The 23549-nt window shown below is 56.2% G+C and carries 25 protein-coding genes; 12 read left to right on the top strand and 13 right to left on the bottom strand.

What is annotated here, in order from left to right:
- The first annotated feature begins 36 nt into the window (after positions 1-36).
- Positions 37-2652, top strand: coding sequence for a DNA mismatch repair protein MutS (mutS, locus tag ACR0DL_RS08520; protein WP_480688867.1), 2616 nt, complete (start codon positions 37-39; stop codon positions 2650-2652).
- A gap of 31 nt (positions 2653-2683) precedes the next feature.
- On the opposite strand, the gene ACR0DL_RS08515 is transcribed toward mutS, so the two are convergent.
- Both ACR0DL_RS08515 and hrcA read right to left on the bottom strand, forming a co-directional pair.
- Positions 2684-3247: a nucleotide exchange factor GrpE gene (locus ACR0DL_RS08515; RefSeq protein WP_170349562.1), complete on the bottom strand. Its 564-nt coding sequence runs from the start codon at positions 3245-3247 to the stop codon at positions 2684-2686.
- A 10-nt stretch (positions 3248-3257) separates the two neighbouring features.
- Entirely contained in the window at positions 3258-4322 is a 1065-nt protein-coding gene (hrcA, locus tag ACR0DL_RS08510; protein WP_170361045.1) for a heat-inducible transcriptional repressor HrcA, read from the bottom strand.
- Between the two features lie 112 nt (positions 4323-4434).
- Between hrcA and rph the strand changes: the two genes are divergently transcribed.
- The 4 genes from rph to ACR0DL_RS08490 are packed head-to-tail and all read left to right on the top strand — an operon-like array spanning position 4435 to position 7260.
- Positions 4435-5148, top strand: a complete 714-nt coding sequence (rph, locus tag ACR0DL_RS08505; protein WP_170349560.1) for a ribonuclease PH — start codon at positions 4435-4437, stop codon at positions 5146-5148.
- Positions 5145-5759: an RdgB/HAM1 family non-canonical purine NTP pyrophosphatase gene (gene rdgB / locus ACR0DL_RS08500; RefSeq protein WP_480647532.1), complete on the top strand. Its 615-nt coding sequence runs from the start codon at positions 5145-5147 to the stop codon at positions 5757-5759. Before rph ends, rdgB begins: the two co-directional genes overlap by 4 nt.
- Positions 5749-6903 (top strand): radical SAM family heme chaperone HemW, encoded by a 1155-nt coding sequence (gene hemW, locus ACR0DL_RS08495; RefSeq protein WP_480688597.1) that lies wholly within the window; start codon positions 5749-5751, stop codon positions 6901-6903. The genes rdgB and hemW overlap by 11 nt, the downstream gene beginning before the upstream one ends.
- Positions 6904-6906: 3 nt before the next feature.
- On the top strand, positions 6907-7260 hold the full coding sequence (locus tag ACR0DL_RS08490; protein ID WP_170411117.1) for a YbaN family protein: 354 nt from the start codon (positions 6907-6909) through the stop codon (positions 7258-7260).
- On the opposite strand, the gene ACR0DL_RS08485 is transcribed toward ACR0DL_RS08490, so the two are convergent.
- The 7 genes from ACR0DL_RS08485 to ACR0DL_RS08455 all read right to left on the bottom strand — a co-directional run bounded on the left by ACR0DL_RS08485 (position 7250) and on the right by ACR0DL_RS08455 (position 14612).
- Positions 7250-8143, bottom strand: coding sequence for a ParB/RepB/Spo0J family partition protein (locus ACR0DL_RS08485; RefSeq protein WP_480688595.1), 894 nt, complete (start codon positions 8141-8143; stop codon positions 7250-7252). The genes ACR0DL_RS08490 and ACR0DL_RS08485 overlap by 11 nt on opposite strands.
- A gap of 20 nt (positions 8144-8163) precedes the next feature.
- Positions 8164-8967 (bottom strand): ParA family protein, encoded by an 804-nt coding sequence (locus ACR0DL_RS08480; protein ID WP_170349556.1) that lies wholly within the window; start codon positions 8965-8967, stop codon positions 8164-8166.
- Positions 8960-9574 carry a 16S rRNA (guanine(527)-N(7))-methyltransferase RsmG gene (gene rsmG, locus ACR0DL_RS08475; RefSeq protein ID WP_480688593.1) on the bottom strand — a complete coding sequence of 205 codons (615 nt, stop codon included), beginning with the start codon at positions 9572-9574 and terminating at the stop codon, positions 8960-8962. The genes ACR0DL_RS08480 and rsmG overlap by 8 nt, the downstream gene beginning before the upstream one ends.
- A complete protein-coding gene (gene mnmG, locus ACR0DL_RS08470) occupies positions 9571-11439 on the bottom strand; it encodes a tRNA uridine-5-carboxymethylaminomethyl(34) synthesis enzyme MnmG (protein ID WP_480688591.1) in 1869 nt (622 codons plus the stop codon). The genes rsmG and mnmG overlap by 4 nt, the downstream gene beginning before the upstream one ends.
- A 12-nt stretch (positions 11440-11451) precedes the next feature.
- On the bottom strand, positions 11452-12738 hold the full coding sequence (gene mnmE, locus ACR0DL_RS08465; protein WP_480688589.1) for a tRNA uridine-5-carboxymethylaminomethyl(34) synthesis GTPase MnmE: 1287 nt from the start codon (positions 12736-12738) through the stop codon (positions 11452-11454).
- A 30-nt stretch (positions 12739-12768) separates the two neighbouring features.
- The gene (gene rho / locus ACR0DL_RS08460; protein ID WP_170349552.1) at positions 12769-14040 is read right to left on the bottom strand and encodes a transcription termination factor Rho; all 1272 of its coding nucleotides are present in this window, start codon (positions 14038-14040) and stop codon (positions 12769-12771) included.
- Between the two features lie 122 nt (positions 14041-14162).
- Positions 14163-14612 carry a CopD family protein gene (locus ACR0DL_RS08455; RefSeq protein WP_170349551.1) on the bottom strand — a complete coding sequence of 150 codons (450 nt, stop codon included), beginning with the start codon at positions 14610-14612 and terminating at the stop codon, positions 14163-14165.
- 404 nt (positions 14613-15016) lie between these two features.
- Here ACR0DL_RS08455 and ACR0DL_RS08450 point away from each other — a divergent pair, with 404 nt between their 5' ends.
- Genes ACR0DL_RS08450 through dnaQ form a run of 4 tightly spaced genes read left to right on the top strand, consistent with a single transcriptional unit; the run spans position 15017 to position 17751 of the window.
- Positions 15017-15616 carry a Maf family protein gene (locus ACR0DL_RS08450; RefSeq protein ID WP_170550320.1) on the top strand — a complete coding sequence of 200 codons (600 nt, stop codon included), beginning with the start codon at positions 15017-15019 and terminating at the stop codon, positions 15614-15616.
- Positions 15613-16446, top strand: coding sequence for a shikimate dehydrogenase (locus ACR0DL_RS08445; RefSeq protein WP_480688587.1), 834 nt, complete (start codon positions 15613-15615; stop codon positions 16444-16446). The genes ACR0DL_RS08450 and ACR0DL_RS08445 overlap by 4 nt, the downstream gene beginning before the upstream one ends.
- The gene (coaE, locus tag ACR0DL_RS08440; protein WP_480688585.1) at positions 16443-17036 is read left to right on the top strand and encodes a dephospho-CoA kinase; all 594 of its coding nucleotides are present in this window, start codon (positions 16443-16445) and stop codon (positions 17034-17036) included. Before ACR0DL_RS08445 ends, coaE begins: the two co-directional genes overlap by 4 nt.
- A complete protein-coding gene (dnaQ, locus tag ACR0DL_RS08435) occupies positions 17029-17751 on the top strand; it encodes a DNA polymerase III subunit epsilon (RefSeq protein ID WP_170550329.1) in 723 nt (240 codons plus the stop codon). The genes coaE and dnaQ overlap by 8 nt, the downstream gene beginning before the upstream one ends.
- Before the next feature lie 27 nt (positions 17752-17778).
- On the opposite strand, the gene secB is transcribed toward dnaQ, so the two are convergent.
- Together secB and ACR0DL_RS08425 are read right to left on the bottom strand one after the other, a co-directional pair.
- The gene (gene secB, locus ACR0DL_RS08430) at positions 17779-18276 is read right to left on the bottom strand and encodes a protein-export chaperone SecB (RefSeq protein WP_170349546.1); all 498 of its coding nucleotides are present in this window, start codon (positions 18274-18276) and stop codon (positions 17779-17781) included.
- 64 nt (positions 18277-18340) lie between these two features.
- A complete protein-coding gene (locus ACR0DL_RS08425) occupies positions 18341-18832 on the bottom strand; it encodes an FxsA family protein (RefSeq protein ID WP_480688583.1) in 492 nt (163 codons plus the stop codon).
- A gap of 107 nt (positions 18833-18939) precedes the next feature.
- Here ACR0DL_RS08425 and ACR0DL_RS08420 point away from each other — a divergent pair, with 107 nt between their 5' ends.
- Genes ACR0DL_RS08420 through ACR0DL_RS08410 form a run of 3 tightly spaced genes read left to right on the top strand, consistent with a single transcriptional unit; the run spans position 18940 to position 21223 of the window.
- Positions 18940-19599, top strand: a complete 660-nt coding sequence (locus ACR0DL_RS08420) for a Tim44/TimA family putative adaptor protein (protein ID WP_480688581.1) — start codon at positions 18940-18942, stop codon at positions 19597-19599.
- The gene (mltA, locus tag ACR0DL_RS08415; protein ID WP_170376551.1) at positions 19596-20636 is read left to right on the top strand and encodes a murein transglycosylase A; all 1041 of its coding nucleotides are present in this window, start codon (positions 19596-19598) and stop codon (positions 20634-20636) included. Before ACR0DL_RS08420 ends, mltA begins: the two co-directional genes overlap by 4 nt.
- Positions 20636-21223 (top strand): Smr/MutS family protein, encoded by a 588-nt coding sequence (locus tag ACR0DL_RS08410; RefSeq protein WP_170349542.1) that lies wholly within the window; start codon positions 20636-20638, stop codon positions 21221-21223. The genes mltA and ACR0DL_RS08410 overlap by 1 nt, the downstream gene beginning before the upstream one ends.
- Here ACR0DL_RS08410 and ACR0DL_RS08405 read toward each other — a convergent pair.
- Both ACR0DL_RS08405 and ACR0DL_RS08400 read right to left on the bottom strand, forming a co-directional pair.
- Positions 21220-22440, bottom strand: a complete 1221-nt coding sequence (locus ACR0DL_RS08405) for an MFS transporter (RefSeq protein WP_480688578.1) — start codon at positions 22438-22440, stop codon at positions 21220-21222. The two genes, ACR0DL_RS08410 and ACR0DL_RS08405, sit on opposite strands and share 4 nt — an antisense overlap.
- A complete protein-coding gene (locus tag ACR0DL_RS08400; RefSeq protein WP_254443161.1) occupies positions 22437-23534 on the bottom strand; it encodes an alpha/beta hydrolase in 1098 nt (365 codons plus the stop codon). The genes ACR0DL_RS08405 and ACR0DL_RS08400 overlap by 4 nt, the downstream gene beginning before the upstream one ends.
- Positions 23535-23549: the final 15 nt, after the last annotated feature.

The raw sequence follows: 23549 nt of genomic DNA, 5'->3' as shown, positions 1-23549 counted from the left end.
CGCCAAAAGGGGTCAGCCTTGTCCACAGTCACGCCGATGATGGCGCAATATCTCGAAATCAAAGAGGCCCACGCCGATGCCCTGCTGTTCTACCGTATGGGCGATTTCTACGAGATGTTCTTCGAAGATGCCGTCAACGCAGCCGAGGCGTTGGATATCGCCCTGACCAAACGCGGCAAGCATAACGGCACCGACATCCCGATGTGCGGTGTACCTGTTCATTCCGCCGAAGGTTATTTGCTGACCCTGATCCGCAAGGGCTTTCGCGTGGCAGTCTGCGAGCAGATGGAAAGCCCGGCCGAGGCGAAGAAAAGAGGCTCTAAATCAGTAGTAAAGCGCGATGTCGTGCGTCTGGTGACACCCGGCACACTGACCGAAGATGCCCTTTTGGAAGCCCGCCGCCACAACTTTCTGGCCGCCTATGCCGAAGTGCGGGATGAGGCCGCCTTGGCCTGGGCTGATATCTCTACCGGGGCGTTTCACGTGATGCCTTTGACAACCGTGCGGCTGAGCCCCGAACTGGCACGGCTTGCCCCGTCCGAACTGATCGTTGCCGACGGATCGGAACAGGCTTTGCAGGAACCGGTCCGTGATTTGGGAATTTCGCTAACCCCCATCGGCCGCGCCAGTTTTGACAGCACGGCCGCCGAAAAACGTATTTGCGGATTGTTCCACGTGGGCGCTTTGGATGCGTTTGGAAATTTCGGTCGGGCCGAGGTTTCGGCAATGGGTGCCTTGATCGACTATCTTGAGATCACGCAAAAGGGCAAACTGCCCCTGCTGCAGACCCCCTTGAAGGAATCAGAGGATCGCGTTGTCCAGATCGACGCCGCCACACGCCGCAATCTTGAACTGACCCGTTCCTTGTCGGGTGGTCGCGCCGGATCCCTATTGTCGGTGGTCGATCGCACCGTCACTCCGGGCGGGGCAAGGTTGCTGGAACAGCGCCTGTCCAGCCCCTCGCGCAATCTGGACGTGATCCATGACCGGCTGGATGCTGTGAGTTTTGCAGCTGAGGACAGTCTGACCGCCTCAGACCTGCGCGATGCCCTGCGCAAAACCCCTGATCTGGACCGCGCCCTGTCGCGCCTGTCGCTGGAACGGGGTGGCCCTCGTGATCTGGCCGCCATCCGCAACGGAATGACGCAGGCAGCTGCTATTGCAGGTATCTGTGACACACAGAATTTGCCGGTTCTGCTGGCCACCGCAGTGCAGAACTTGATCGGGTTTGACGATCTTTTGACCTTGTTGGATGAGGCCCTTGTGGCAGAACCACCCCTGCTGGCCCGTGACGGCGGTTTCATCGCTCCGGGTTTTGACACGGAATTGGATGAGGCCCGCACCCTGCGCGACGAAGGCCGATCCGTCATTGCGGGATTTCAACAGAAATACGCAGAACACACCGGCATTGCTTCGCTGAAGATCAAGCATAACAACGTGCTGGGTTATTTCATCGAAACCACGGCCACCCATGCCGAGAAGATGCTGAACCCGCCATTTTCTGAGACCTATATCCACCGCCAGACCACTGCCAATCAGGTGCGGTTTACAACCGTCGAACTGTCCGAGATCGAAACCCGCATCCTGAACGCCGGTAATTTGGCATTGGAAATAGAAAAGAGGCTCTATCAAAGGCTTTCTGACGAGATTCTGGACCGCGCCGCGCGTCTCAACCAAGCCGCCCGGGGGCTCGCCGAGCTGGATTTGACCACCGCATTGGCCGATCTGGCGCGCGGAGAAAATTGGTGCCGTCCCCAGGTCGACACATCGCGCGCCTTCCACGTGCAGGGTGGACGTCATCCGGTTGTGGAACACGCGCTGCGCCAACAAGGCGGCGATGCCTTCATTGCCAATGATTGCGATCTCAGCGCGGATCAGGGCGCGGCGATCTGGCTGCTGACCGGTCCCAACATGGCAGGTAAATCGACCTTCCTGCGTCAGAACGCCTTGATTGCCCTGCTGGCCCAGATGGGCAGTTATGTTCCCGCTGAACAGGCGCATATTGGTGTGGTCAGCCAATTGTTCAGCCGCGTCGGCGCATCCGACGATCTGGCCCGAGGCCGTTCAACCTTTATGGTGGAAATGGTCGAGACTGCCGCCATCCTGAATCAGGCCGACGACCGCGCGCTGGTGATTCTCGATGAAATTGGCCGTGGCACGGCCACCTATGACGGCCTGTCCATCGCCTGGGCCACGCTGGAACATCTGCACGCCGCCAACCAATGCCGCGCGCTGTTCGCCACCCACTACCACGAACTCACCGCCCTGGCCGGCAAGTTGGAGGGTGTCGACAACGCCACCGTGGCAGTCAAAGAATGGGAAGGTGAGGTTATTTTCCTGCACGAAGTCCACAAGGGGGCCGCCGACCGCTCTTATGGGGTGCAAGTCGCGCAGCTTGCCGGTCTGCCCGCATCGGTGGTGGATCGAGCCCGCGTCGTACTGGACCAGTTGGAAAAAACCGAACGCGAAGGCGGCAAACAAAAGGCGCTGATCGACGACCTGCCGCTATTTTCCGCCGCTCCGCCGCCCCCGCCACCTGCACCCAAGGCATCGCCGGTCACGGATATGCTGGACGACGTGCTGCCTGATGAGCTGACCCCGCGCGAGGCACTGGACCTGATCTATAAACTGAAAGAGGCGGCCAGATCCTGACCGCCTCAAAAAATTTTGATTTTAAAGCCGCTTAGCTTGCAGGTGTCGACGACACACCCACTTGCGCCGGTCGCAGCAGACGATCATGCAGCATGAAGCCTTCGGCCGAGACCTGAATGATGTCACCGGCGCGGGTTCCAGGAACCGGCGCTTCGAACATCGCCTCATGCACGTTTGGATCAAATCGATCACCAACCTCGGGCGTGATCACTTCGATCCCGTGTTTTTGGAACACATCCTTCAGCGCCCGCATGGTCAGCTCGATCCCTTCCAGCAGACCGGCGGCCACTTCTTTTTGCTCATCGGTCGCAGCTTCGAGTGCGCGCTTCATGTTGTCGTAGACCGGCAGCATATCACGCGCCAGTTTCGAGCCACCGTATTGTTCGGCATCGCGCCGCGCTTTGTCGCCACGCTTACGGGCGTTTTCCGCGTCCGCCAGCGCACGCATGAATTTGTCCTTGTAGTCGTCGCGCTCCGCGCGCAACTCATCCAGCTCTAGCGCTTCATCGCTGAACTCAGCGATTTCTTCAGCCAGCTCTTCAGCCTCTGCCATTGCGATATTGTCCAGAAAATCTTCGTCCTTGGGCTCTGCCATCTCTTACCCTCTAGCTCCGGTCGGATATCAGCTTGCCGACCAGTTGCGCCGTATAATCCACGATCGGTACGATCCGTCCATAATTCAAACGCGTGGGCCCGATGACCCCGACCGCGCCGATTATCTTTCGATCAGCGTTCATATATGGAGACACCACCAAAGAGGAACCCGAAAGTGAGAAAAGTTTGTTCTCAGAGCCGATAAAAATGCGCACACCCTCGCCTTCTTCGGTCAATTCAAGGAATTCCGCGATGTCTCGTTTGCGTTCCAGATCATCAAACAGGGAGCGGATTCGGTCCAGCTCCTCAACTTCACCCGGTTCACCCAGCAGATTCGCCCGCCCGCGCACAATCAGACGGGCCGAGTCGCCCCCATCCCCGTCCCAAGCCGCCATGCCGCTTTCGACCATTTCCCGTGCCAGCACGTCAATCTCTTGTTTACGCGCGTCAATCTGCGCCTGCATCTGACGGCGCACTTCGCCAAGCGTGCGGCCTTCGATCAGTGCGTTTAGAAAATTCGCCGCTTCGCGCATCGAACTGGGTGTCTGCCCCGGTGGCGGTGTAAACAGGCGGTTTTCAACGTGCCCGTCAGCAAAAACCAACACCACTAATGCACGGTCATGAGCTAACGAAACAAATTCGATATGCTTGATCTCGGATTCTTGCTTGGGAGTCAAAACTAAGGAGGCACCATGTGTCACGTGTGACAAGGCCGAACCCACGCGATCCAGCATCCCGCCCACATCGCCTGCGTTAGACCCTAATGTTTCGTCCAGCTTCTGCCGATCAGCGGCGCCCAGATCGCCAACCTCAAGCAAACCATCGACAAACATACGCAAGCCTTGCTGCGTCGGAATGCGCCCCGCACTGACATGGGGGCTGTCGAGCAAGCCCAGAAACTCCAGATCCTGCATGACGTTGCGCACGGTGGCGGCGCTGACTTTTTCCGACAATGTGCGGGTCAGAGTGCGGCTGCCAACAGGCTCACCGCTGTCCAAATAGCTTTCGACGATCAGCCGGAACACCTCACGTGACCGGTCGTTCATCTCGTTCAGAATTTTGCTCGCTTCGCTCATCAGCGGTCCCCTGCTGGGCCGTCATTAAATCGCAGGCATATGAAAGGTCAATCGGGGTTGCATCGTAAGCCATGAGGGCGTTATCCCCAACCCAGCAAACAAAGGATTTTCCATGCGACCCTCAGGACGAGATTTAAGCGAAATGCGCGCCGTTTCAATCGAAACGGAGTTCACCAAACATGCCGAAGGTTCCTGCCTGATCAAAATGGGTGACACCCATGTACTGTGCACCGCCACGATCGAGGATCGCGTACCCCCCTTCATCAAAGGCTCGGGCCTGGGCTGGGTTACGGCTGAATACGGTATGCTGCCCCGCGCCACTAACACTCGGATGCGGCGCGAGGCGGCGTCGGGCAAGCAAGGTGGGCGCACCGTTGAAATCCAGCGCCTGATCGGTCGTGCCCTGCGCGCCGGTGTGGACCGGGTAGCCCTGGGCGAGCGTCAGATCACTGTGGACTGTGATGTGATCCAAGCTGATGGGGGCACTCGTTGTGCTTCGATCACTGGTGGTTGGGTTGCACTGCGGCTGGCGGTGAACAAACTGATGAAGGCCGGGGACGTAATCTCGGATCCGTTGATAGACCCTGTTGCAGCGGTTTCTTGCGGTATTTATGCCGGCCAGCCCGTACTGGATCTGGACTACCCAGAGGACAGCGAAGCAGGCGTGGATGGCAATTTCATCATGACCGGTTCGGGCAAATTGATCGAAGTGCAAATGAGCGCCGAGGGTTCCGTCTTTAGCCGCGCGCAGATGGATCAGCTGATGGATCTGGCCGAAAAAGGTGTGGCCGAGCTGGCCGCAGCCCAGAAAGCCGCAACCGCATGACCCGCAAGTTCGACAGCAACAGGCTGCTGGTGGCCACGCACAACAAGGGAAAGCTTGAGGAGATGAAACATCTCCTTGAACCCTTCGGCGTGACCGTTGTTGGCGCGGCTGAGATGGACCTGCCCGAACCGGATGAAACTGAGGACACGTTCGTCGGCAATGCCCGGATCAAGGCCCATGCTGCCGCCCAAGCCACTGGCATGCCTGCCCTGTCGGACGATTCCGGGATTACCATTGATGCGCTGGATGGCGCTCCGGGTGTTTACACCGCTGATTGGGCCGAAACCGGTGATGGTCGCGATTTCCTGATGGCCATGACCCGCGCCCACGATAAGCTAGAGGCTAAAGGCGCCGCCCATCCCCGCACGGCGCAGTTCCGATGCACTCTGGTACTGGCCTGGCCCGATGGGCATGACGAGGTATTCGAAGGCATCGCCCCTGGTCAACTGGTCTGGCCCATCCGTGGCAAGGACGGGTTCGGCTATGATCCAATGTTTGTCCCTGACGGGTACGACATTACCTTTGCCGAGATGGATCGCTGGGAAAAGAACAAGATCAGCCATCGCGGCCGCGCTGTGGAAATGTTCGTGAAGGGCTGCTTTGGCGGATGATTGGCGCAACGGGGGCTTCGGCCTGTACGTGCATTGGCCTTTTTGCGAGGCCAAGTGCCCTTATTGCGACTTCAATAGCCATGTTTCACGTAATATCGATCAAAAACAATGGCTTAATGCATATTTGGATGAGCTGCGCCGCACGGCTGCCGAAACACCAGGCCGGGTTTTAAACACGATCTTTTTCGGCGGCGGCACGCCGTCGTTAATGGACCCAGACACTGTCGCCGCTGTGATCGATCAGGCCCGGGCCCTCTGGCATCCGGCCAATGACATGGAAATCACGCTTGAGGCCAATCCGGGCTCGGTCGAGGCTGGCCGTTTTGCCGCATATCGGGACGCCGGGGTGAACCGCATCTCGATGGGGATTCAGGCGCTTAATGACGAAGATTTGCGTCGATTGGGTCGCATTCACACTGTGGCTGAGGCACGTTCTGCCTTTGATATTGCCAGAAATTGCTTTGATAGGGTCAGTTTTGACCTGATCTACGCCCGCCAACACCAAACCCCCGAAGACTGGCGAGCCGAACTGACCGAAGCCCTTTCGATGGCTGTCGACCACCTGTCGCTGTACCAACTGACCATCGAGAACGGAACCGCCTTTGGGGATCGCTATGCCGTTGGTAAACTGCGTGGCCTACCCGAAGATGACAGCGCTGCCGACATGTATTTGGAAACACAAGCCATCTGCGAGGCACATGGCCTGCTGACCTATGAGATTTCCAACCACGCACGCCCCAGCGCTGAATCACAGCACAACCTGATCTATTGGCGCTATGGCGACTATGTCGGCATCGGGCCTGGTGCCCATGGGCGCGTCACCTTGAATGGTCAAAAACTGGCTACAGAAACCTACCTGTCCCCAAACGCTTGGCTAACTGCTGTCGGAAAAGGCAACGGAGAAAAAGAACGCTCGCCCCTATCAGCGCAAGAGCAGGCCAAAGAATACCTTATGATGGGGTTAAGAGTTGTAGAGGGTCTATATATTGATAGATATAATGCCCTGGCAGATCACCCGTTGCCGCAGGACAAATTGGCCGATCTGACGGAATTTGGGATGATCAAACAGACAAATGGCCGATTGATTGCCACCAAAGATGGGCGCGCCGTTTTAAATGCGGTGATCCGGGAACTTTTGGGATAGATGATGCAATATGTTTGGGCCACCCTGGGTTTGATTTGCGTTGGCTTCGCGGTGGTCGGCATCGTTCTACCCTTATTGCCTACTGTTCCCTTTTTGCTGCTGGCCGCGTTTTTCTTTGCACGGTCGTCTTCTCGCCTGCACAACTGGTTGATTACACATCGCACTTTCGGCCCGTTGATCCTTGACTGGCAAACGTCCGGCGCTATCCGACCTGGGGCAAAAAAGGCGGCCACCATTTCGGTTGCCGCCGTGTTCGGGCTATCGGTTCTGTTGTCCCTGCCGTCTCATGTCCTGATCATTCAGGCCGTGGTTTTGGGCGCGGTGATGCTGTTTATCTGGACCCGGCCTAACGGCTAAGCTTGGCGCACAGATCGTCCAACTGATCCAGGTTTTCATAGGTCAGCACCACTTGCCCGGTTTCTGTTCCAGCCTTGTGATTGATCGCAACTTTCATCGCCAGAATTGCCGACAGGTCTTTTTCCAAGGCTCGCGTATCAGCGTCTTTACCCGCATCCAGGTTTCGGGAACGCGGGGCAGCTTTCGCCGGATCTGCCTGTTGTTTTTTCACCAGCGCTTCGGTTGCGCGAACCGAAAGCCCATCCCGTACTACGATTTTCGCCAGTTCTGATGGGTTTTCGGCCGTTATCAACGCTCGTGCGTGCCCAGCAGACAGCTTACCTTCGATGACCAGCGTCTGAACGTCCAAGGGCAACGACAGCAAGCGCAATAGGTTCGCAATATGACTGCGGCTTTTCCCCAAGGCTTCGGCCAACTTCTCTTGAGTATGCCCGAAACGGTCCATCAACTGCTTATAGCCAGCAGCTTCTTCGACCGCATTCAGGTCAGCCCGCTGTATGTTTTCGATAATGGCGACTTCCAACACCTCTGTGTCGTCAAACTCACGCACAATAACCGGAATATCATGCAACTGCGCCATCTGAGCAGCGCGCCAACGCCGTTCCCCGGCCACGATTTCATATCCGCCATTGCTGATTTCCCGCACAATCAGCGGTTGAATAATGCCCTTTTCTTTGACCGAGGCTGCCAGTTCCTCCAATTGATCCGCTGAGAATGTACGGCGCGGCTGGTTTGGGTTGGCCTGCAGCTTTTCAATCGGAACTTTCATGTCCGGACGACGCGGTTCTGTAGTCACCAGACCTTCGGCTTCCTGCGTTACATCTGCCATCAGGGCAGATAATCCCCGGCCCAAACCTCTGGGTTTTGATTTTTTGACGGCCACTGCGCCCTCCTCACTGCCGCTCAGGCAGCGGCATTTTTGTTCTTGTGAATGACTTCACGCGCCAAATGTCGATATGCCATCGCACCCAACGATCCCGAGTCATACTGCAAGACCGGCAAGGCGTATGACGGCGCCTCACTGACCCGCACATTTCTGGGTATCTTGGTTTTAAATACCATCTCACCCAGATTGTCACGTGCATCCTTTTCAACCTGGCGGGACAAGTTGTTGCGGTTGTCATACATGGTCAACACAACACCTTCGATTCTCAGGTCCGGATTCGCAGTTTGCCGGACCTCTCGGATCGTTAACATCAACTGCGAAAGCCCCTCCAGTGCAAAGAATTCACTTTGCAGGGGAACCAGAACGGAATGGGCAGCTACCATCGCATTCACAGTCAGCAAGTTCAGAGATGGTGGGCAGTCGATCAGCACAAAATCAAGCTCAAACTGGTCGATCGAGGTCTGACGCAGGGCGTCATGCAACAAATAACTGCGTTTTTCATTGGAAATCAGTTCGATATCCGCCGAGCTTAGATCAACGGTTGCCGGTATTACCAGCAACCCGCCAATTTCTGTCTCTTGTACCACAGCTTCAAGCGGTGCATCGTCCAGGATCAAATCGTATGTGGTCCAGTCCCTGTCCTCAACACCCAAACCGGTTGACGCGTTCCCCTGCGGATCCAGATCCACAACAAGAACCCTGCTTCCTGCTTCTGCCAAACCGGCCGCAAGGTTGATCGCAGTTGTTGTTTTTCCCACCCCACCCTTTTGATTGGCGACCGCAATTATCCGGGGCCCTGAGGGACGAGACAGATCAACCACGCGATACTCCTTTGATCCTTAGAATAACAGCTTGGGGCTCAGTTAAACTTGTAATCGGCTCGCAGTCGAAATTCCATTCCTTGCGCGCGTCATTCAGCTCTTTTTTCCAGCTTGCGCCTTTCGGCAACAGCGCCGTACCGGACTCTTTTAAATGCCTGTCACAAAAGGACAATAACGTGGGCAGATCCGCAAGGGCGCGGGCAGACAAAATATCGGCGTTCAACGGATCCACGGATTCTATCCTTTTTGACACAATAGAACAGTTTGCCCCGCATTCCCGTGCAACGCTACGCAGAAAGGCAGATTTACGCTGATCGCTTTCTATAAGTGTAAATCGCGCCGCTGGCGCTTCTTCTATAGCCATGATCGCGCAAACCATGCCAGGGAACCCACCGCCGCTGCCCAAGTCTACCCAATTATGGAACACATCCGAACACCGGTATACCTGCACTGAATCCAGAATATGCCGTGACCAGATGTCATTCAGGCTGTTGCGCGACACCAGATTTATCTTGGGATTCCAGCGCCGAACCAGTTCTACGTAGGTTTCAAGACGGCTAAATGTTTCACGTGAAACATCTAAACCTTTAAACACCTCATAGCTCATGCCTTTCGGACCTTTTGCTCTCGCCTCAACTTGGCCAGCAGTAAGGTCAAAGCGGCGGGCGTCACGCCCTCTACCCGCCCGGCCTGAGCAATATTAATCGGCTTTGCCTCAGACAGTTTTTGTTTCATCTCAGAGGACAGGCCTTCCAACGCCGAATAATCGAAATCGCGCGGTATTTCATAGGATTCATCGCGTTTCATGGCTTCAACGTCTTTTTTCTGGCGCGCAATATAGTTCGCATAAAGCGCATCCCGTTCGACCTGGCTTCGGATATCTTCCTCAATATCTTGCAAACCCGCCTCAAGCGGAATCAGATCATTGAACGTAACATCAGGAAAAGCCAGCAAAGCCATGCCATCTCGGCGATTTCCGTCCTGATTGACATTGATTCCAACTGCACGGACCTCCTTTGGTGTATAGGTCCGGTCTGTCAGAATTGACTTAGCAGCTGTAAGTTTCTCTATCTTTTCATGAAATCTTTCAGCCCGCGTATCACCAACACATCCAAGGTCAATTCCAAGAGGTGTTAATCGCTGATCAGCGTTATCAGCCCGAAGAGACAACCTGAACTCTGCCCGAGAGGTGAACATACGATAAGGTTCTGCAACCCCTCGCGTAGTCAAGTCATCGATCATAACGCCTATATAGCTGTCAGCACGCGTGAAATAAACGGGTTCCCGATCCAGGACAGCAAGTGCTGCATTCAGTCCAGCGACAAGCCCTTGTGCGGCTGCTTCCTCATATCCTGTGGTCCCGTTAATTTGTCCGGCAAGATATAGCCCCGGGGCATCAGGCAAGGACAAGGACGACGTCAGAACACGGGGATCGATATAGTCATATTCAATTGCATAGCCCGGTTGCAGGATTTCCGCCTTTTCCAGGCCTTTGATCGACCGCACATAGTCATGCTGGACGTCCTGCGGAAGCGAAGTTGAGATCCCGTTTGGATAGATCGTGTGATCATGGACCCCTTCGGGCTCAAGGAAAATTTGATGGGATTCTTTCTCGGCAAACCGAACAATCTTATCCTCAATCGAAGGGCAATATCTGGGCCCGACCCCATCAATATGACCGCCATACATTGCCGACCGTGACAGATTTCTTTCAATTATCTCATGTGTACGCGCATTCGTATGCGTAATTCCGCACGAGATTTGGGGTGCGACAGCTGACTCAGACAAAAACGAGAATAGCGTCGGATCTTCGTCTCCATCCTGCCGCTCTAGATCTGACCAATCAATGGTTCGACCGTCCAACCGGGGTGGTGTACCTGTTTTCAATCGCCCCATTGGAAGGTTTAAGCTGTCCAATCGCTCTGCCAGTTTGACAGAAGGTCGGTCCCCCATTCGCCCGCCGGGTCGGGAAACGTCTCCGATATGAATCACACCACGCAGAAAGGTCCCGGATGTAAGTATCACGGCCGAGGCATGAATCTCGGACCCATCTGCCAATTGTATTCCGACGATACGAGGTCCATCTGTCAGAAAATCTGTGACCTCCCCGACCACCACGGATAAATGCTCTTGCGCCTGTGTCACTTTCTGCATGGCATCACGATACAGTGCCCGGTCTGCCTGAGTCCTTGGGCCCTGCACAGCTGGGCCTTTGCGGCGATTCAGCAATCTAAATTGAATACCGGCCTGGTCCGCAACGCGGCCCATGACACCATCCATCGCGTCGATTTCGCGAACCAGGTGGCCTTTCCCCAAACCTCCAATGGCAGGATTGCAGGACATCACTCCAATATCGGACGCAGACAGCGTCACCAATGCCGTCTCAACCCCCATGCGTGCAGCGGCATGGGCGGCCTCGGTTCCGGCATGTCCGGCGCCAATCACAACAACATCGAACTTTGAATGTTTCACGTGAAACACTCCTTATTTACCCAGGCAGAAACTGGAGAATATCTCATCCAAAAGGTCTTCGACCCCTATTCTGCCGACCAATGTTTCAAGGGCGCGGATAGCCGTCCGCAACTCTTCTGCCGCGATATCATACAGGTCCGGGCCTGATTCCAGAACTGTCATCGCCGCGACCAAAGCTGCCTTGGATTCATTCAGTGCGACTCGGTGGCGTTCACGGGTTGCAATACCATGGCTTGTGGATCTCTCACCCAATACACACGATATATGGGAAATTAGCTGATCAATTCCATGACCGGTTTTCCCGGAAATCCCGCCCTTATCATCCCCGCGCAGGTCAGATTTCGGAAAAAGCTGAATGTCACCTTCGACCATGGGAACACGAAGATCTGACGGGTCTTCGGTCAGAAATACCCGCAAATCAGCCGCGTCCGCACGTTTACGGGCCAGCTTAATCCCAAGGTTTTCAACGTGATCTTCGGTTTCGCGCAACCCTGCGGTGTCCAGCAAAGTCACAGGCAAACCACCGAGATCCATGCGAACTTCAATAACGTCACGAGTTGTGCCGGCATATTCCGACGTGATCGCGGCCTCTCGACCTGCCAACGCATTCAGCAAGGTCGACTTGCCTGCATTTGGAAGGCCAACAATGGCAACTTCGAACCCGGTCCGGATACGTTCGGCAATTTTTACACCGTCCGCTTCGCGTTGCAGGTCTTGCATGACGCCGGTCACCAATGTGCAGACCTCAGGTGTCACGTCGGTTGGAACCTCTTCATCGGCGAAATCTATCACGGCTTCCAGCAGAGACGCCGCCCGGATCAGGTCACGGCGCCAGCGTTCGGCCAAGCCACCCAGCTCTCCGGCTAAGATGGTCTGGGCCTGTTTACGCTGCGCCTCGGTTTCGGCATCGATCAGATCGGCCAGACCTTCGACCTGCGTCAGGTCCATCTTGCCGTTTTCCAATGCACGGCGCGTGAATTCCCCGGGTTCCGCAAGCCGCAACCCAACCGTATCGGACAAAGTGCGCATTACCGCATTAACCGAAGCCGTGCTGCCGTGTATCTGCAACTCTGCGACGTCTTCACCGGTAAAGCTCGCCGGGGCCTGGAAGGTCAGAACTAAACCATCATCCAAGCGCGACCCATCAGCTGCACACAAAGACCGAACCCGCATACCGCGGGGCGGTAGCGGGCTGCCGGTCAGCTCGGTTGCGGCTGAATGCGCCAAAGGGCCCGAGAGGCGGATGACCGCCACCCCTGCTTTACCCTGGGCGCTGGCCAAGGCGAATATCGTATCCATTCGAAGGCCTCGCGTCGGTTAAGACCTGTATCAGGTATTCATCGAGTCGAAGAACTCACCGTTGGTCTTGGTCTGCTTCAACTTAGACAACAGGAACTCGATCGCATCAGTGGTGCCCATCGGGTTCAAGATACGGCGCAGAACAAAGGTCTTGGCCAGATCACCTTTGTCGACCAGCAGGTCCTCTTTCCGGGTGCCGGATTTGAGGATGTCGATCGCCGGGAACACGCGCTTGTCTGCGATCTTACGATCCAGAACGATTTCCGAGTTACCCGTGCCTTTGAATTCTTCAAAGATCACTTCGTCCATCCGGCTGCCGGTATCGATCAGCGCGGTGGCGATGATGGTCAGCGATCCGCCCTCTTCGATATTCCGCGCAGCACCAAAGAAGCGCTTGGGCCGTTGCAGAGCGTTTGCATCCACACCACCGGTCAGAACTTTACCGGATGAGGGGACCACAGTGTTAAACGCTCTACCAAGTCTTGTGATCGAATCGAGAAGAATAACAACATCTCGTTTATGCTCGACCAAACGTTTGGCTTTTTCGATCACCATCTCGGATACGGCGACGTGACGCGTTGCCGGCTCGTCGAAGGTCGAGGACACAACCTCACCCTTTACTGAGCGCTGCATGTCGGTCACCTCTTCGGGGCGTTCATCGATCAGCAGAACGATCAAATAGCACTCCGGGTGGTTCTGTTCGATAGAATGCGCGATGTTTTGTAAGATCACCGTCTTACCAGTCCGCGGCGGCGCCACGATCAAAGACCGCTGTCCTTTACCGATAGGTGAGACCAGATCAATCACCCGGGCCGACTTATCTTTGATGGTGGGATCTTCGATCTCCATCTTCAGACGTTCATCGGGATACAAAGGCGTCAAGTTGTCAAACAGGATCTTGTGTTTGGCTTTTTCAGGCTCTTCAAAGTTGATCTTGGTGACTTTGATCAGCGCAAAGTACCGCTCGTTCTCATCCGGTGCCTTGATATCACCTTCGACCGTATCCCCGGTGCGCAGCGAATGCTGACGGATCATATCCGGTGAAACGTAGATGTCATCTGGGCCCGGCAGATAGTTCGCTTCGGGTGAACGTAGAAAACCAAAGCCGTCCTGCAGCACTTCAAGCACGCCATCACCGCCAACGGTCCAGCCTTCATCGGCGCGTTCACGCAGAATCTGGAACATCATCTCGCCCTTACGCATGGTCGAGGCGTTTTCGATTTCCAGCTCTTCGGCCATCGCCAGAAGGTCTTTGGGGCTTTTGGCCTTAAGGTCAGCCAGATTCAGGGTGTCAGTTGTCATGATATATACCTTCGCCGCAGGCATCGCGGCACGAAGTGGAATTTCAGTACGGAAGATACGCCGCCCGGACGGGCGTGTTGATCTCTACATAAGCGCGGCTGACTGCGGAGTCAAACAGGCCCTCAGAATTTCAAAATGACCGCCAGAACGATGGCAACCATCAAAATGGTGGGAACCTCATTCATCATGCGGTACTGGCGCCCAGTGAGCGTATTTCGGCCCTCTAAGAAGTCTTTGCGCCGCGCCATCAGCCAGTGATGGAACCAGGTCATGCCGATCACGGCAGAACCTTTAACCCAGGGCCATGCAAAATCCCAACCGACAATGCCTGGTGTGAATACCATGATCAGGCCACACACCCACGCCACGATCATTGCCGGGCGCATAATCACGCGCAGCAGTTTTTCTTCCATTTCAAAGAAAATGGTTTCGGCACCATCGACGGCTTGCGCCTTTTCTACGTGATAGACGAACAGTCTGGGCAAATAGAATAAACCGGCCATCCACGAGATCACGGCCATGATATGTAAAGACTTCACCCACGGGTAAATCGTGAAAAGAAGATCGGTCATCCTGTCTCCGGGGGTTGCTCGGAACTCTCCCTAATAAAAAAATAAGAAAAGAAAAAGGAAGATGGTTTTGTAGGGCGAACAAAATTCGTGGATTACTTTTTTACACATGTGTTTTCCCCAGGTGGACATTTCTACGCGTCAAAGCGATGATTCTGTTAATAGTAAAAATAATATAATTAAATCAGTTTGTTAAGGTATGTCTGCAAAAGATGCTCAGGGGATAAGTTTCTGAGTATATGTGGAGTTCCCGCTTATCCCGTCATTCCGACTTATCCTTGTCCCGGAAGGACAGCGTTCGAGCGACTCAGGGAAGATCTGCGCGAATATCCCGGGGTTGCGTGTCAATCGGAAAACCATACAAACCATTCAAGAACGCTCAACGATTTGCACACGGGGTTGTCCACATGTCTGTCCCCATCATCCTGGCCTCAGGCTCATCCATACGTGCGCAGCTGCTGGAAAACGCAGGCGTGCCGTTTTCCGTTCAGGTCGCGCGCGTGGACGAGGATACCATGAAACGCGCGTTGCTGGCTGAAGAAGCATCCCCTCGGGAAATCGCCGATGCACTGGCTGAGATGAAGGCGCGCAAGGTCAGCGACAAAAAACCAGGTGCGATGGTTCTGGGGTGCGATCAGGTGTTGGATTTCGACGGGAAGCTGTTGTCGAAACCGGAAACGCCCCAGGAGGCGCTGGCGCAGCTCAAGGCGATGCGGGGCAAGCGGCACATGCTGTTGTCGGCGGCGGTGATCTATCAGGATGGCGAGCCGATCTGGCGCCATGTCGGGCAGGTGCGTTTGCGCATGCGGATGAGTTCGGACGCGTACCTGCGCGACTATATCGACCGCAATTGGGACAGTATCCGGCACGCGGTGGGGGCTTATAAGCTGGAAGAAGAAGGCGTGCGCCTGTTCGCCACCATTGACGGCGACTATTTTAATGTCTTGGGTATGCCCCTGTTGGAACTGCTCAATTTTCTGGCCGTCAAAGGGGTGATCGACCAATGACACATAACCGAATTCCGCTGGCCGGAGTAATCGGACACCCGATTGCGCATTCCAAGTCGCCCCAACTGCATGGCCATTGGTTAAAGAAATATGGGCTGGCCGGGCATTACATTCCCGTGGACGTGGCGCCCGAGGATCTTGAGACGGTTTTACGCACCCTGCCGAAGGCGGGGTTTGTCGGGGCGAATGTGACCGTGCCCCACAAAGAAGCGGCGTTGCGTATCGCCGATCACGTAACGGAACGCGCATCGGTCATCGGGGCGGCAAATACCTTGGTGTTTCAGGATGATGGCACAATCCACGCGGACAACACCGATGGCTATGGGTTTATGCAGAACCTGCGCAGCGGCGCGCCGGATTGGGCTCCGTCGGATGGCCCGGCGGTGGTGTTTGGTGCGGGTGGCGCAGCACGGGCGGTGTTGCAGGGTTTGTTGGACGCGGGCGTGCCCCAGATCATGCTGACCAACCGCACGCGCGCCCGGGCGGATCAGTTGAAAGATGAATTTGGCGACCGCATCACCGTTGTGGACTGGTTACAGGCCGGCAATGTCATTGAAGAAGCTGAACTGGTGGTCAACACGACCTCATTGGGCATGCAGGGACAACCGGAACTGAGGGTGCCCTTGGATGGGTTGCAAGCGGGTGCGGTTGTGACTGATTTGGTCTACGCACCTTTGCAAACGCATCTTCTGAAATCGGCTGAGGAAGCAGGCTGTACCACGGTCGATGGTCTTGGCATGTTGCTGCATCAGGCGGTGCCCGGTTTTGAACGCTGGTTCGGCACCCGCCCCGAGGTGACCGATGACCTGCGCGCGGCGGTTTTGGGATGAGTTTCGCGCTTGGTTTAACCGGTTCGATCGGGATGGGCAAAAGCACCACGGCGCAGATGTTCGTCGAAGAAGGCTGTGCGCTGTGGGATGCGGATGCAGCCGTACATAGACTCTATTCGAGGGAAGGAGCGGCCGTCGCGCCGATGCGCGCTGCTTTTCCAGATGCCATCATCGATGGGTCTGTCAGTCGTGACGCCCTGAAACAAGTCATCGCGCAGCACCCCGCCGCGCTGAAACAGATTGAGGCCATCGTACATCCGCTTGTTGCCGCAGATCGCGCTGCTTTTCGGGAATACGCGACCGCGGATATTCTGGTGTTCGACATCCCCCTGTTGTTTGAAACCGGTGGTGATGCAGCGATGGATGCGGTGGCCTGTGTCTCGATTCCGGCGGACGAACAAAAGCGTCGCGTGATGGCGCGCGGGACGATGACTGAGGCACAGTTTGAACAGATCCGCGCCAAGCAAATGCCGAATGACGAAAAATGTGCGCGGTCAGATTATGTGATCGTGACCGATACTCTGGACCACGCCCGCACGCAGGTGCAGGATGTGGTCAGGCAAATACGGGCGGGGATGGCAAATGCGTGAGATTGTACTCGATACCGAAACCACGGGGTTTGATCCCGAAAGCGGCGACCGGATTGTCGAGATCGGCGCGGTTGAGTTGTGGAATCACGTCGCCACGGGCGAGACCTATCACGTCTATATCAACCCTAAGCGCTCGATGCCCGAAGAGGCGTTTGGCGTGCATGGGATCGGCCCCGACCTGCTGGAAAACCCGCGCCCGCCGGAAAAGGGTGAGGTCACGCTGAAGGACAAGCCGGTCTTTGCCGAGGTGGGTCAGGGCTTTCTCAATTTCATCCAGGATTCGAAGCTGGTGATCCACAACGCATCCTTCGATATGAAATTCCTGAACGCAGAGCTAAAATGGATGGGATTGCCGCAAATCCCGATGGATCAGGCGCTGGATACGCTGGCGGTTGCGCGCAAACGGTTTCCGGGCTCACCTGCGTCACTGGATGCGCTGTGCCGTCGGTTCAATATCGACAACACGAACCGGGTGCTGCACGGGGCGTTGCTCGACTCGGAAATTCTGGCCGAGGTCTATCTGGAACTGATCGGGGGGCGGCAGCCGGATTTCGGCTTGTCCGCGACTGCTTCCTCGGCCGCGGGCGGTCAGGACGATTGGCGCCCGGCGGCGCGTCCGACACCATTGGCGTCAAAGATCACCGACGAAGAACGCGCGGCGCATAAAGCATTTGTAGAGAAATTGGGCGAAAACGCCTTGTGGACCCGCGCCTGAGGTGAAACCCGGCGCGGGTCAAATCGATTAGGCGTTCGCCTTCTGCGCTTCGGCTTGACGACGCAATAGTTCGTTGCGGTACAGCGCGACAAAGTCGATATTGTCCAGATTGACCGGCGGATAGCCACCGTCACGGGTGATATCGCTGACGATGCGGCGCAGGAACGGGAACAACATGCGCGGGCATTCGATCATCAGGAACGGATGCAACTGGTCCTCGGCCACGCCTTCGATGTGGAACAGGCCGCAATAGTCGATCTCGCACAGGAACAGAACGTCTTCCAGTCCTTTTGCCTTCGACTTGAGGTTCAGTTTGACTGCAACTTCATACTGATGCTCCGTCGCGCGCTTTTTTGCATCCAGATTCACCTGAACGGCAATTTCGGGCTGAACGTCACCGGACACACCTTTTTGTGCCATCACGTTTTCAAAGGACAAATCGCGGATGAATTGCCCCAGCACTCGCATTTGTACCTGGGGGGCGGCTTGGGCTGCCGTGTTTTCTGCAGCGTTTTCTTCGGCCATGGATCTACTCCAAAAATGAAATTCGACACTGCTTAGCAAGTTGGGCGCGGCACCTCAATGCAGGTCACGGTCCTTCAACCCATTTCGATGGTTTCGAAGGGTCCTGACGGGGACGAACTTCGGTGAATTCGCCTTCAATCACGTCATCTTGCTCGAATGGTGCAGGACCAGACCGGAACTGTGCCCCATTGCCCATCTGGAACTGGGTGATCGTCACCTTCGATTTCAGGTACCGGAACACGGCCACGCGAATACCCGGAACAAGCAGGGCAAAGCCGACTGCATCGGTGAAAAACCCAGGCGTCAGCAACAGAACGCCGGACAACAGGATCATCGCCCCATGTGCCAGGGGTTCTGTCGGATCGTCCAACTCGGCAAAGGATCGCTGCAGGTTTGCCAACGCCATGCGACCTTGTGTCCTGACCAACGCAGTGCCCAGAACAGCGGTAAGCACCACTATTGCAAGGGTTGGCCACAGGCCGATCAGACCACCCACCTGAATGAACAGGGCAATCTCGATGATCGGAACCAATAAAAATGCCAAGAACAGGTACATATGCGTTATCCTTTACCAGTGGTCGGGCAGTGGACTTGCCACGAACTGTCACCTACATAGTGGCATGAGGCCGCGTATACAAAGTCGCGGTCTGAAAAGAGGATGAAATGAACGAACCGATGATCCAGTTGCTGGTCCTGGCCGGAATAGCCGTTTTCCTGATCCTGCGCCTGAAAAGCGTGCTGGGTACGCGTGAAGGTTTTGAGAAACCTCCTATTCAGGAACAACCCGACGGGCACAGTGCCCGCCGCGGGTTTGAGGTGATTGAAGGTGGTCCTGATTACGACATCACAGACCATGTTGCCGAAGACAGCGAACAGGCACAAACGCTTGCTGCGATGAAGCGGATCGAGCCCAGCTTTTCCGTCACCGAATTCGTGCAGGGCGCGCGCGGTGCCTATGAGATGATCGTTATGGGTTTCGAAAAGGGTAATCTGGACGAAATCCAACCCTTCCTGTCCGAAGAGGTGTTCGATACGTTTGTGTCCGTCGTGGCCGCCCGTGAAGATCAGGGCCTGACCATCGAGGCCGAATTTATCGGCGTGCGTGAAACCACATTGGCCGACGTGAAATTCGACAAAGATACCAATCAGGCCGAGATCACCATGAAATTCGTGGGTGAGCTGACCTCGGTTGTGCGTGATCGCGGCGGCGATATCATCGAAGGTAACCCAAACACCGTCAAACGCCAAAAGGACAGCTGGACCTTTGCCCGTGTCATGGGCGCGGACGATCCGAACTGGCTGCTTGTCGCCACGGACGCATGATTGCCGCACTCCGGTCGCTTTTTCTGGTGGGTGCGATGACCACCGCTAGCGCCGCCGGAGCTGAGGCGACGCGCTCGATCCTGTCGTTTGATGACCTTGAGGGCTGGGCCGCTGACGATCACGGGGCGGCCCTTTCGGTTTTTCTGAATACGTGTGGCGATCTGAATGATCCGGATTGGCGTGCCCTATGCGCTGTGGCCCGGACCTATGAAGGGGATGCAGCGCGGGCGTTTTTCGAGCTGTTCTTCCGTCCGGTTTTGGTTGAAGACGGTAAAGATGCGCTGTTCACCGGCTATTTTGAGCCCGAACTGGATGGATCGCGCAGCCGGACCGACCGGTTCAAATACCCAATCTACAAAATGCCACCCGAAGCACGCGCCGAAGGGCCTTGGCTGAGCCGCCGGGACATCCTTACTGGGGATGCTATGACTGGCCGGGGGCTTGAGATCGCCTGGGTTGATGACCCGGTCGAGCTGTTCTTTTTGCAGATCCAGGGCTCGGGCCGTATTCGTCTGCCCGATGGTGGTGGCTTACGCGTGGGCTATGGCGGCGCGAACGGGCATCCGTATCGTTCGATCGGGGCCGAATTGATCCGCCGCGGTGCGTTAGGCGCGCATGAGGTGAGCGCGCAGATGATCCGAGCCTGGGTGCGCAAAAACCCCGAGGCCGGGTCTGAACTGTTACTTCATAACCCTTCTTACGTTTTTTTTCGTGAAGTCACCCGCGTTGCGCCCGAACTTGGCCCGCTGGGAGCGATGAACCGATCTGTCACCACCATGCGCAGCATTGCCGCGGATCCTGAATATACGCCGCTGGGGTCTCCGGTCTGGGTGGAAAAAGACGGCAAGGACCCGATGCGCCGATTGATGATCGCGCAGGATACGGGCGCGGCCATCAAGGGTGCTCAGCGAGCGGATATTTTCTTTGGCACCGGTGATGCCGCTGGGCAGGCCGCCGGGCGTCTGAAAGATCCGGGCCGCATGGTGATCCTGTTGCCAATCCAACGCGCCTATGCCCTGATCCCGGATGAGTTCTGATGACCCGGCGCAAACTGACCGAAGAAGAGATCGAGCTGTGGCGAAAGGTCACCAAACAGGCTGAACGTCTGCATCCTGAGCTGCCGCAATCGGTTCATCCCACCACCCTGCCCAAACCGAAACCAACCAAAACACCAAAGATGCGGCTGGACGGGTTCGAGATCGGTCAGACCGCGCCCGCCAAAGTGGCGCGTCATGCGTTGAAGCCCTCGGTCACTGACAGCCTGCGCGCCAGCCCGGTGCAGATGGACACCAAGGCTTTTGGACGGATGAAGCGCGGCAAGCTGAAACCCGAAGGTCGGATTGATCTGCACGGTATGCGGATCGACACGGCGCATCCGGCGCTAGTGCGGTTTGTGTTGACGGCGCAGGCACAGGGCAAGCGGCTGGTGCTGGTGATCACGGGCAAGGGTAAGGACCGTGACGAACCCGGCCCCATCCCGACCCCACGCGGCGTACTGCGTAATCAGGTGCCACACTGGCTGTCCATCCCACCGCTGGCGCAGGCTGTGTTACAGGTAACACCCGCCCATATCAGCCACGGCGGCGACGGGGCCTATTACGTGTATCTGCGCCGGGGTCGTTAAAACGCGGTTTTCGCGCGGTGAATGCCGGTCCAGACCAAACCACTGACTACAACAAAGAACACAGCGATCCACATAAATTGAGTACCAAGCGTGACGTTGTAGTCGATTAGCACCCCAGTTAGAGCTGGACCAATGGCCGAACCCAGCACCATGACCGCGGTCGCCAGTGCCTTGATCGCGCCAATATGGCGAGTGCCGTAAAACTCGGCCCAAAAGGCGCTAGGCAATGTGTTGTTCGCACCGACCGTCAGAGCCAGAAAGATCAGGCCGATCAGGGCGCCGGTTATGGTGTTGGTGACAGAGAGAATAGCAAAGCCCACACCGATCGGCAGTTGATAATACGGCATGATCCGCGCGGTGCCCCATTTATCCAGCGCCCAACCAGCGGCAAACATCGACAGGATCGAAACGCCGGTGAATACAGGGAACAGCGCCACCAGTTGAATATGCGGCCAGTCCCTGACCTGCGCCAGATGGACCTGATGAAAGAAAAACGCGGTGATGAAGGCAGATGGTGCAAGGATTGCGGGAACCATGAACCAAAACAGCGAATTGCGCAGCGCCTCGCTCCGGGTCCAGTGATGATCCTGCATGCCAGTGGCAATGTGATCCCCTGACAGGCTTTGCGGCGTGCGCTCCAGACGCAGCAGACGCATCAGAACCGGGATACCCAATACCGTCACACCTGCGGCCACCACCCACAACAATCGCCAGTCGAGAAACACCATCGCGGCGACAAAAATCACCGGCAACAGCGCCTCTCCGGCCGCGTATCCCAGCGAGGCGATCGACAGCGCCTTGCCACGTGTCGCGGTGAACCAGCGCGCCATGGCCACTTGCGCCAGATGGGTGCTCATCCCCTGCCCGAAAAGGCGCAACAGAAAGATCACGATAGGCAAAAGGAACAGTCTATTGTTCAACGCCATCGACAGCGCCGCAAGCGTCAAACCAGCCAGCACCAACGGCCCCAGAACCCGAACACGAAAGATATCGGTCAACCCGCCGGCCCAGATCATCACCACAGCCGCAACGGTGGTACCTAGGGAATAAAGCCCTCCCCAGGCCCCGTGACTCAGCCCATACGCTGCACGGATTTCACCGGCAAAGACCGAGATGAAAAAGGTCTGCCCAAAGCTGGACAAAAACGTCAGCAGAACCCCGGCGCTCAACCAAGAGGCATTATGAAAAAGAAAATGACGCAATTTAACCCGTGTCACGGGTTGGACACCTGCGCCTGTCCCGTTTCCGTCAACACGATCCCGGTCGCGCCTGTGGGGTTGCGTTCGCTGGGGGGGACCAGAATGTCGATAGCCGGACGCTCGTCAGGGCCAAATGTATTGTTGACCCGCCGGATCGAGTTGAGGATCGCCAGCAAAGCCGGAGATGTAGCAGCAACGAAATGCGAAGATTCGGCATCGCTGTTGAATGCGGTCGTGTCGATCACGTTGATAGGAAAGTCCTCAAGCGTTTTGATCGAACTGATATTGCCCAGCCGTTCGCCCTCGTCCGTGCCTCGCAGACGGGCTGAAATGTTCAGGATTTTGTCCTTTTGCGAGACCATGACAATGAACGGGTCGGGTGGATTGTCGATCCTGTCCATCTGCGAACGGAACAAATCCACGTCCAGATCAGGAGAGATCAGAACCACACCTTCGATATTTCTTTTGGCCCAACCCGGTTCCTGCAATTCGGTTTGTCGCATCATCTCCATCGTCAGGGCACTGCCCATGGAATGCGCCACAAGCAGAACCCGGTTTACGCCCATCGATTTCAATTCACGAATGGTCTGTTCCAAACCGTCGCGGGCAAAAAGCATGCTGTCCAGATCGTATGCGTACCCATATCCCGTCGCACGACTGGGCCAGGAATACACCAGGATCGATCCGGGCAGACCAATGTCATGCGACAGCTGCGCCGCGCGAAAGATGGTTTCGGTTTGGGTCGAGTTATAGCCATGCACAAAGATCGTCACTTCGTCCTGCCCACGTAGATGTTGCCGCAGTCCCTGAGGCCCGTTCAATTCGGTCACATCAGCCAGAACGAACTCTTTTTGCGGGTTGGGATTTGCATAAGAGAACTTCAGGGTTCCCGGCGTGTGTGTTGGCGGTATGGACACGGTGGTTTCCAGAAACTGCAGTTTTTCACTGCGTTTGAAACCAAATGATCCGTCTGCTTCGCGGGCCCTGGTCGTACTGGCAAATACGGTTTTCGTCGTTCCTATGGACGCAGCCGACGGCACAATTTCCGAGACCGTCCTGTCAACACAGGCGCTCAGAGACAAAGTCATAAATAGAATAATCAGGTAGCGCATCAAACAGGGTCCTAA

It is taken from the genome of Ruegeria sp. BB5 (assembly GCF_056539405.1).
The sequence above is the reverse complement of the archived record's forward strand: the minus strand, read 5'-3'. Positions and strand labels throughout refer to the sequence as shown.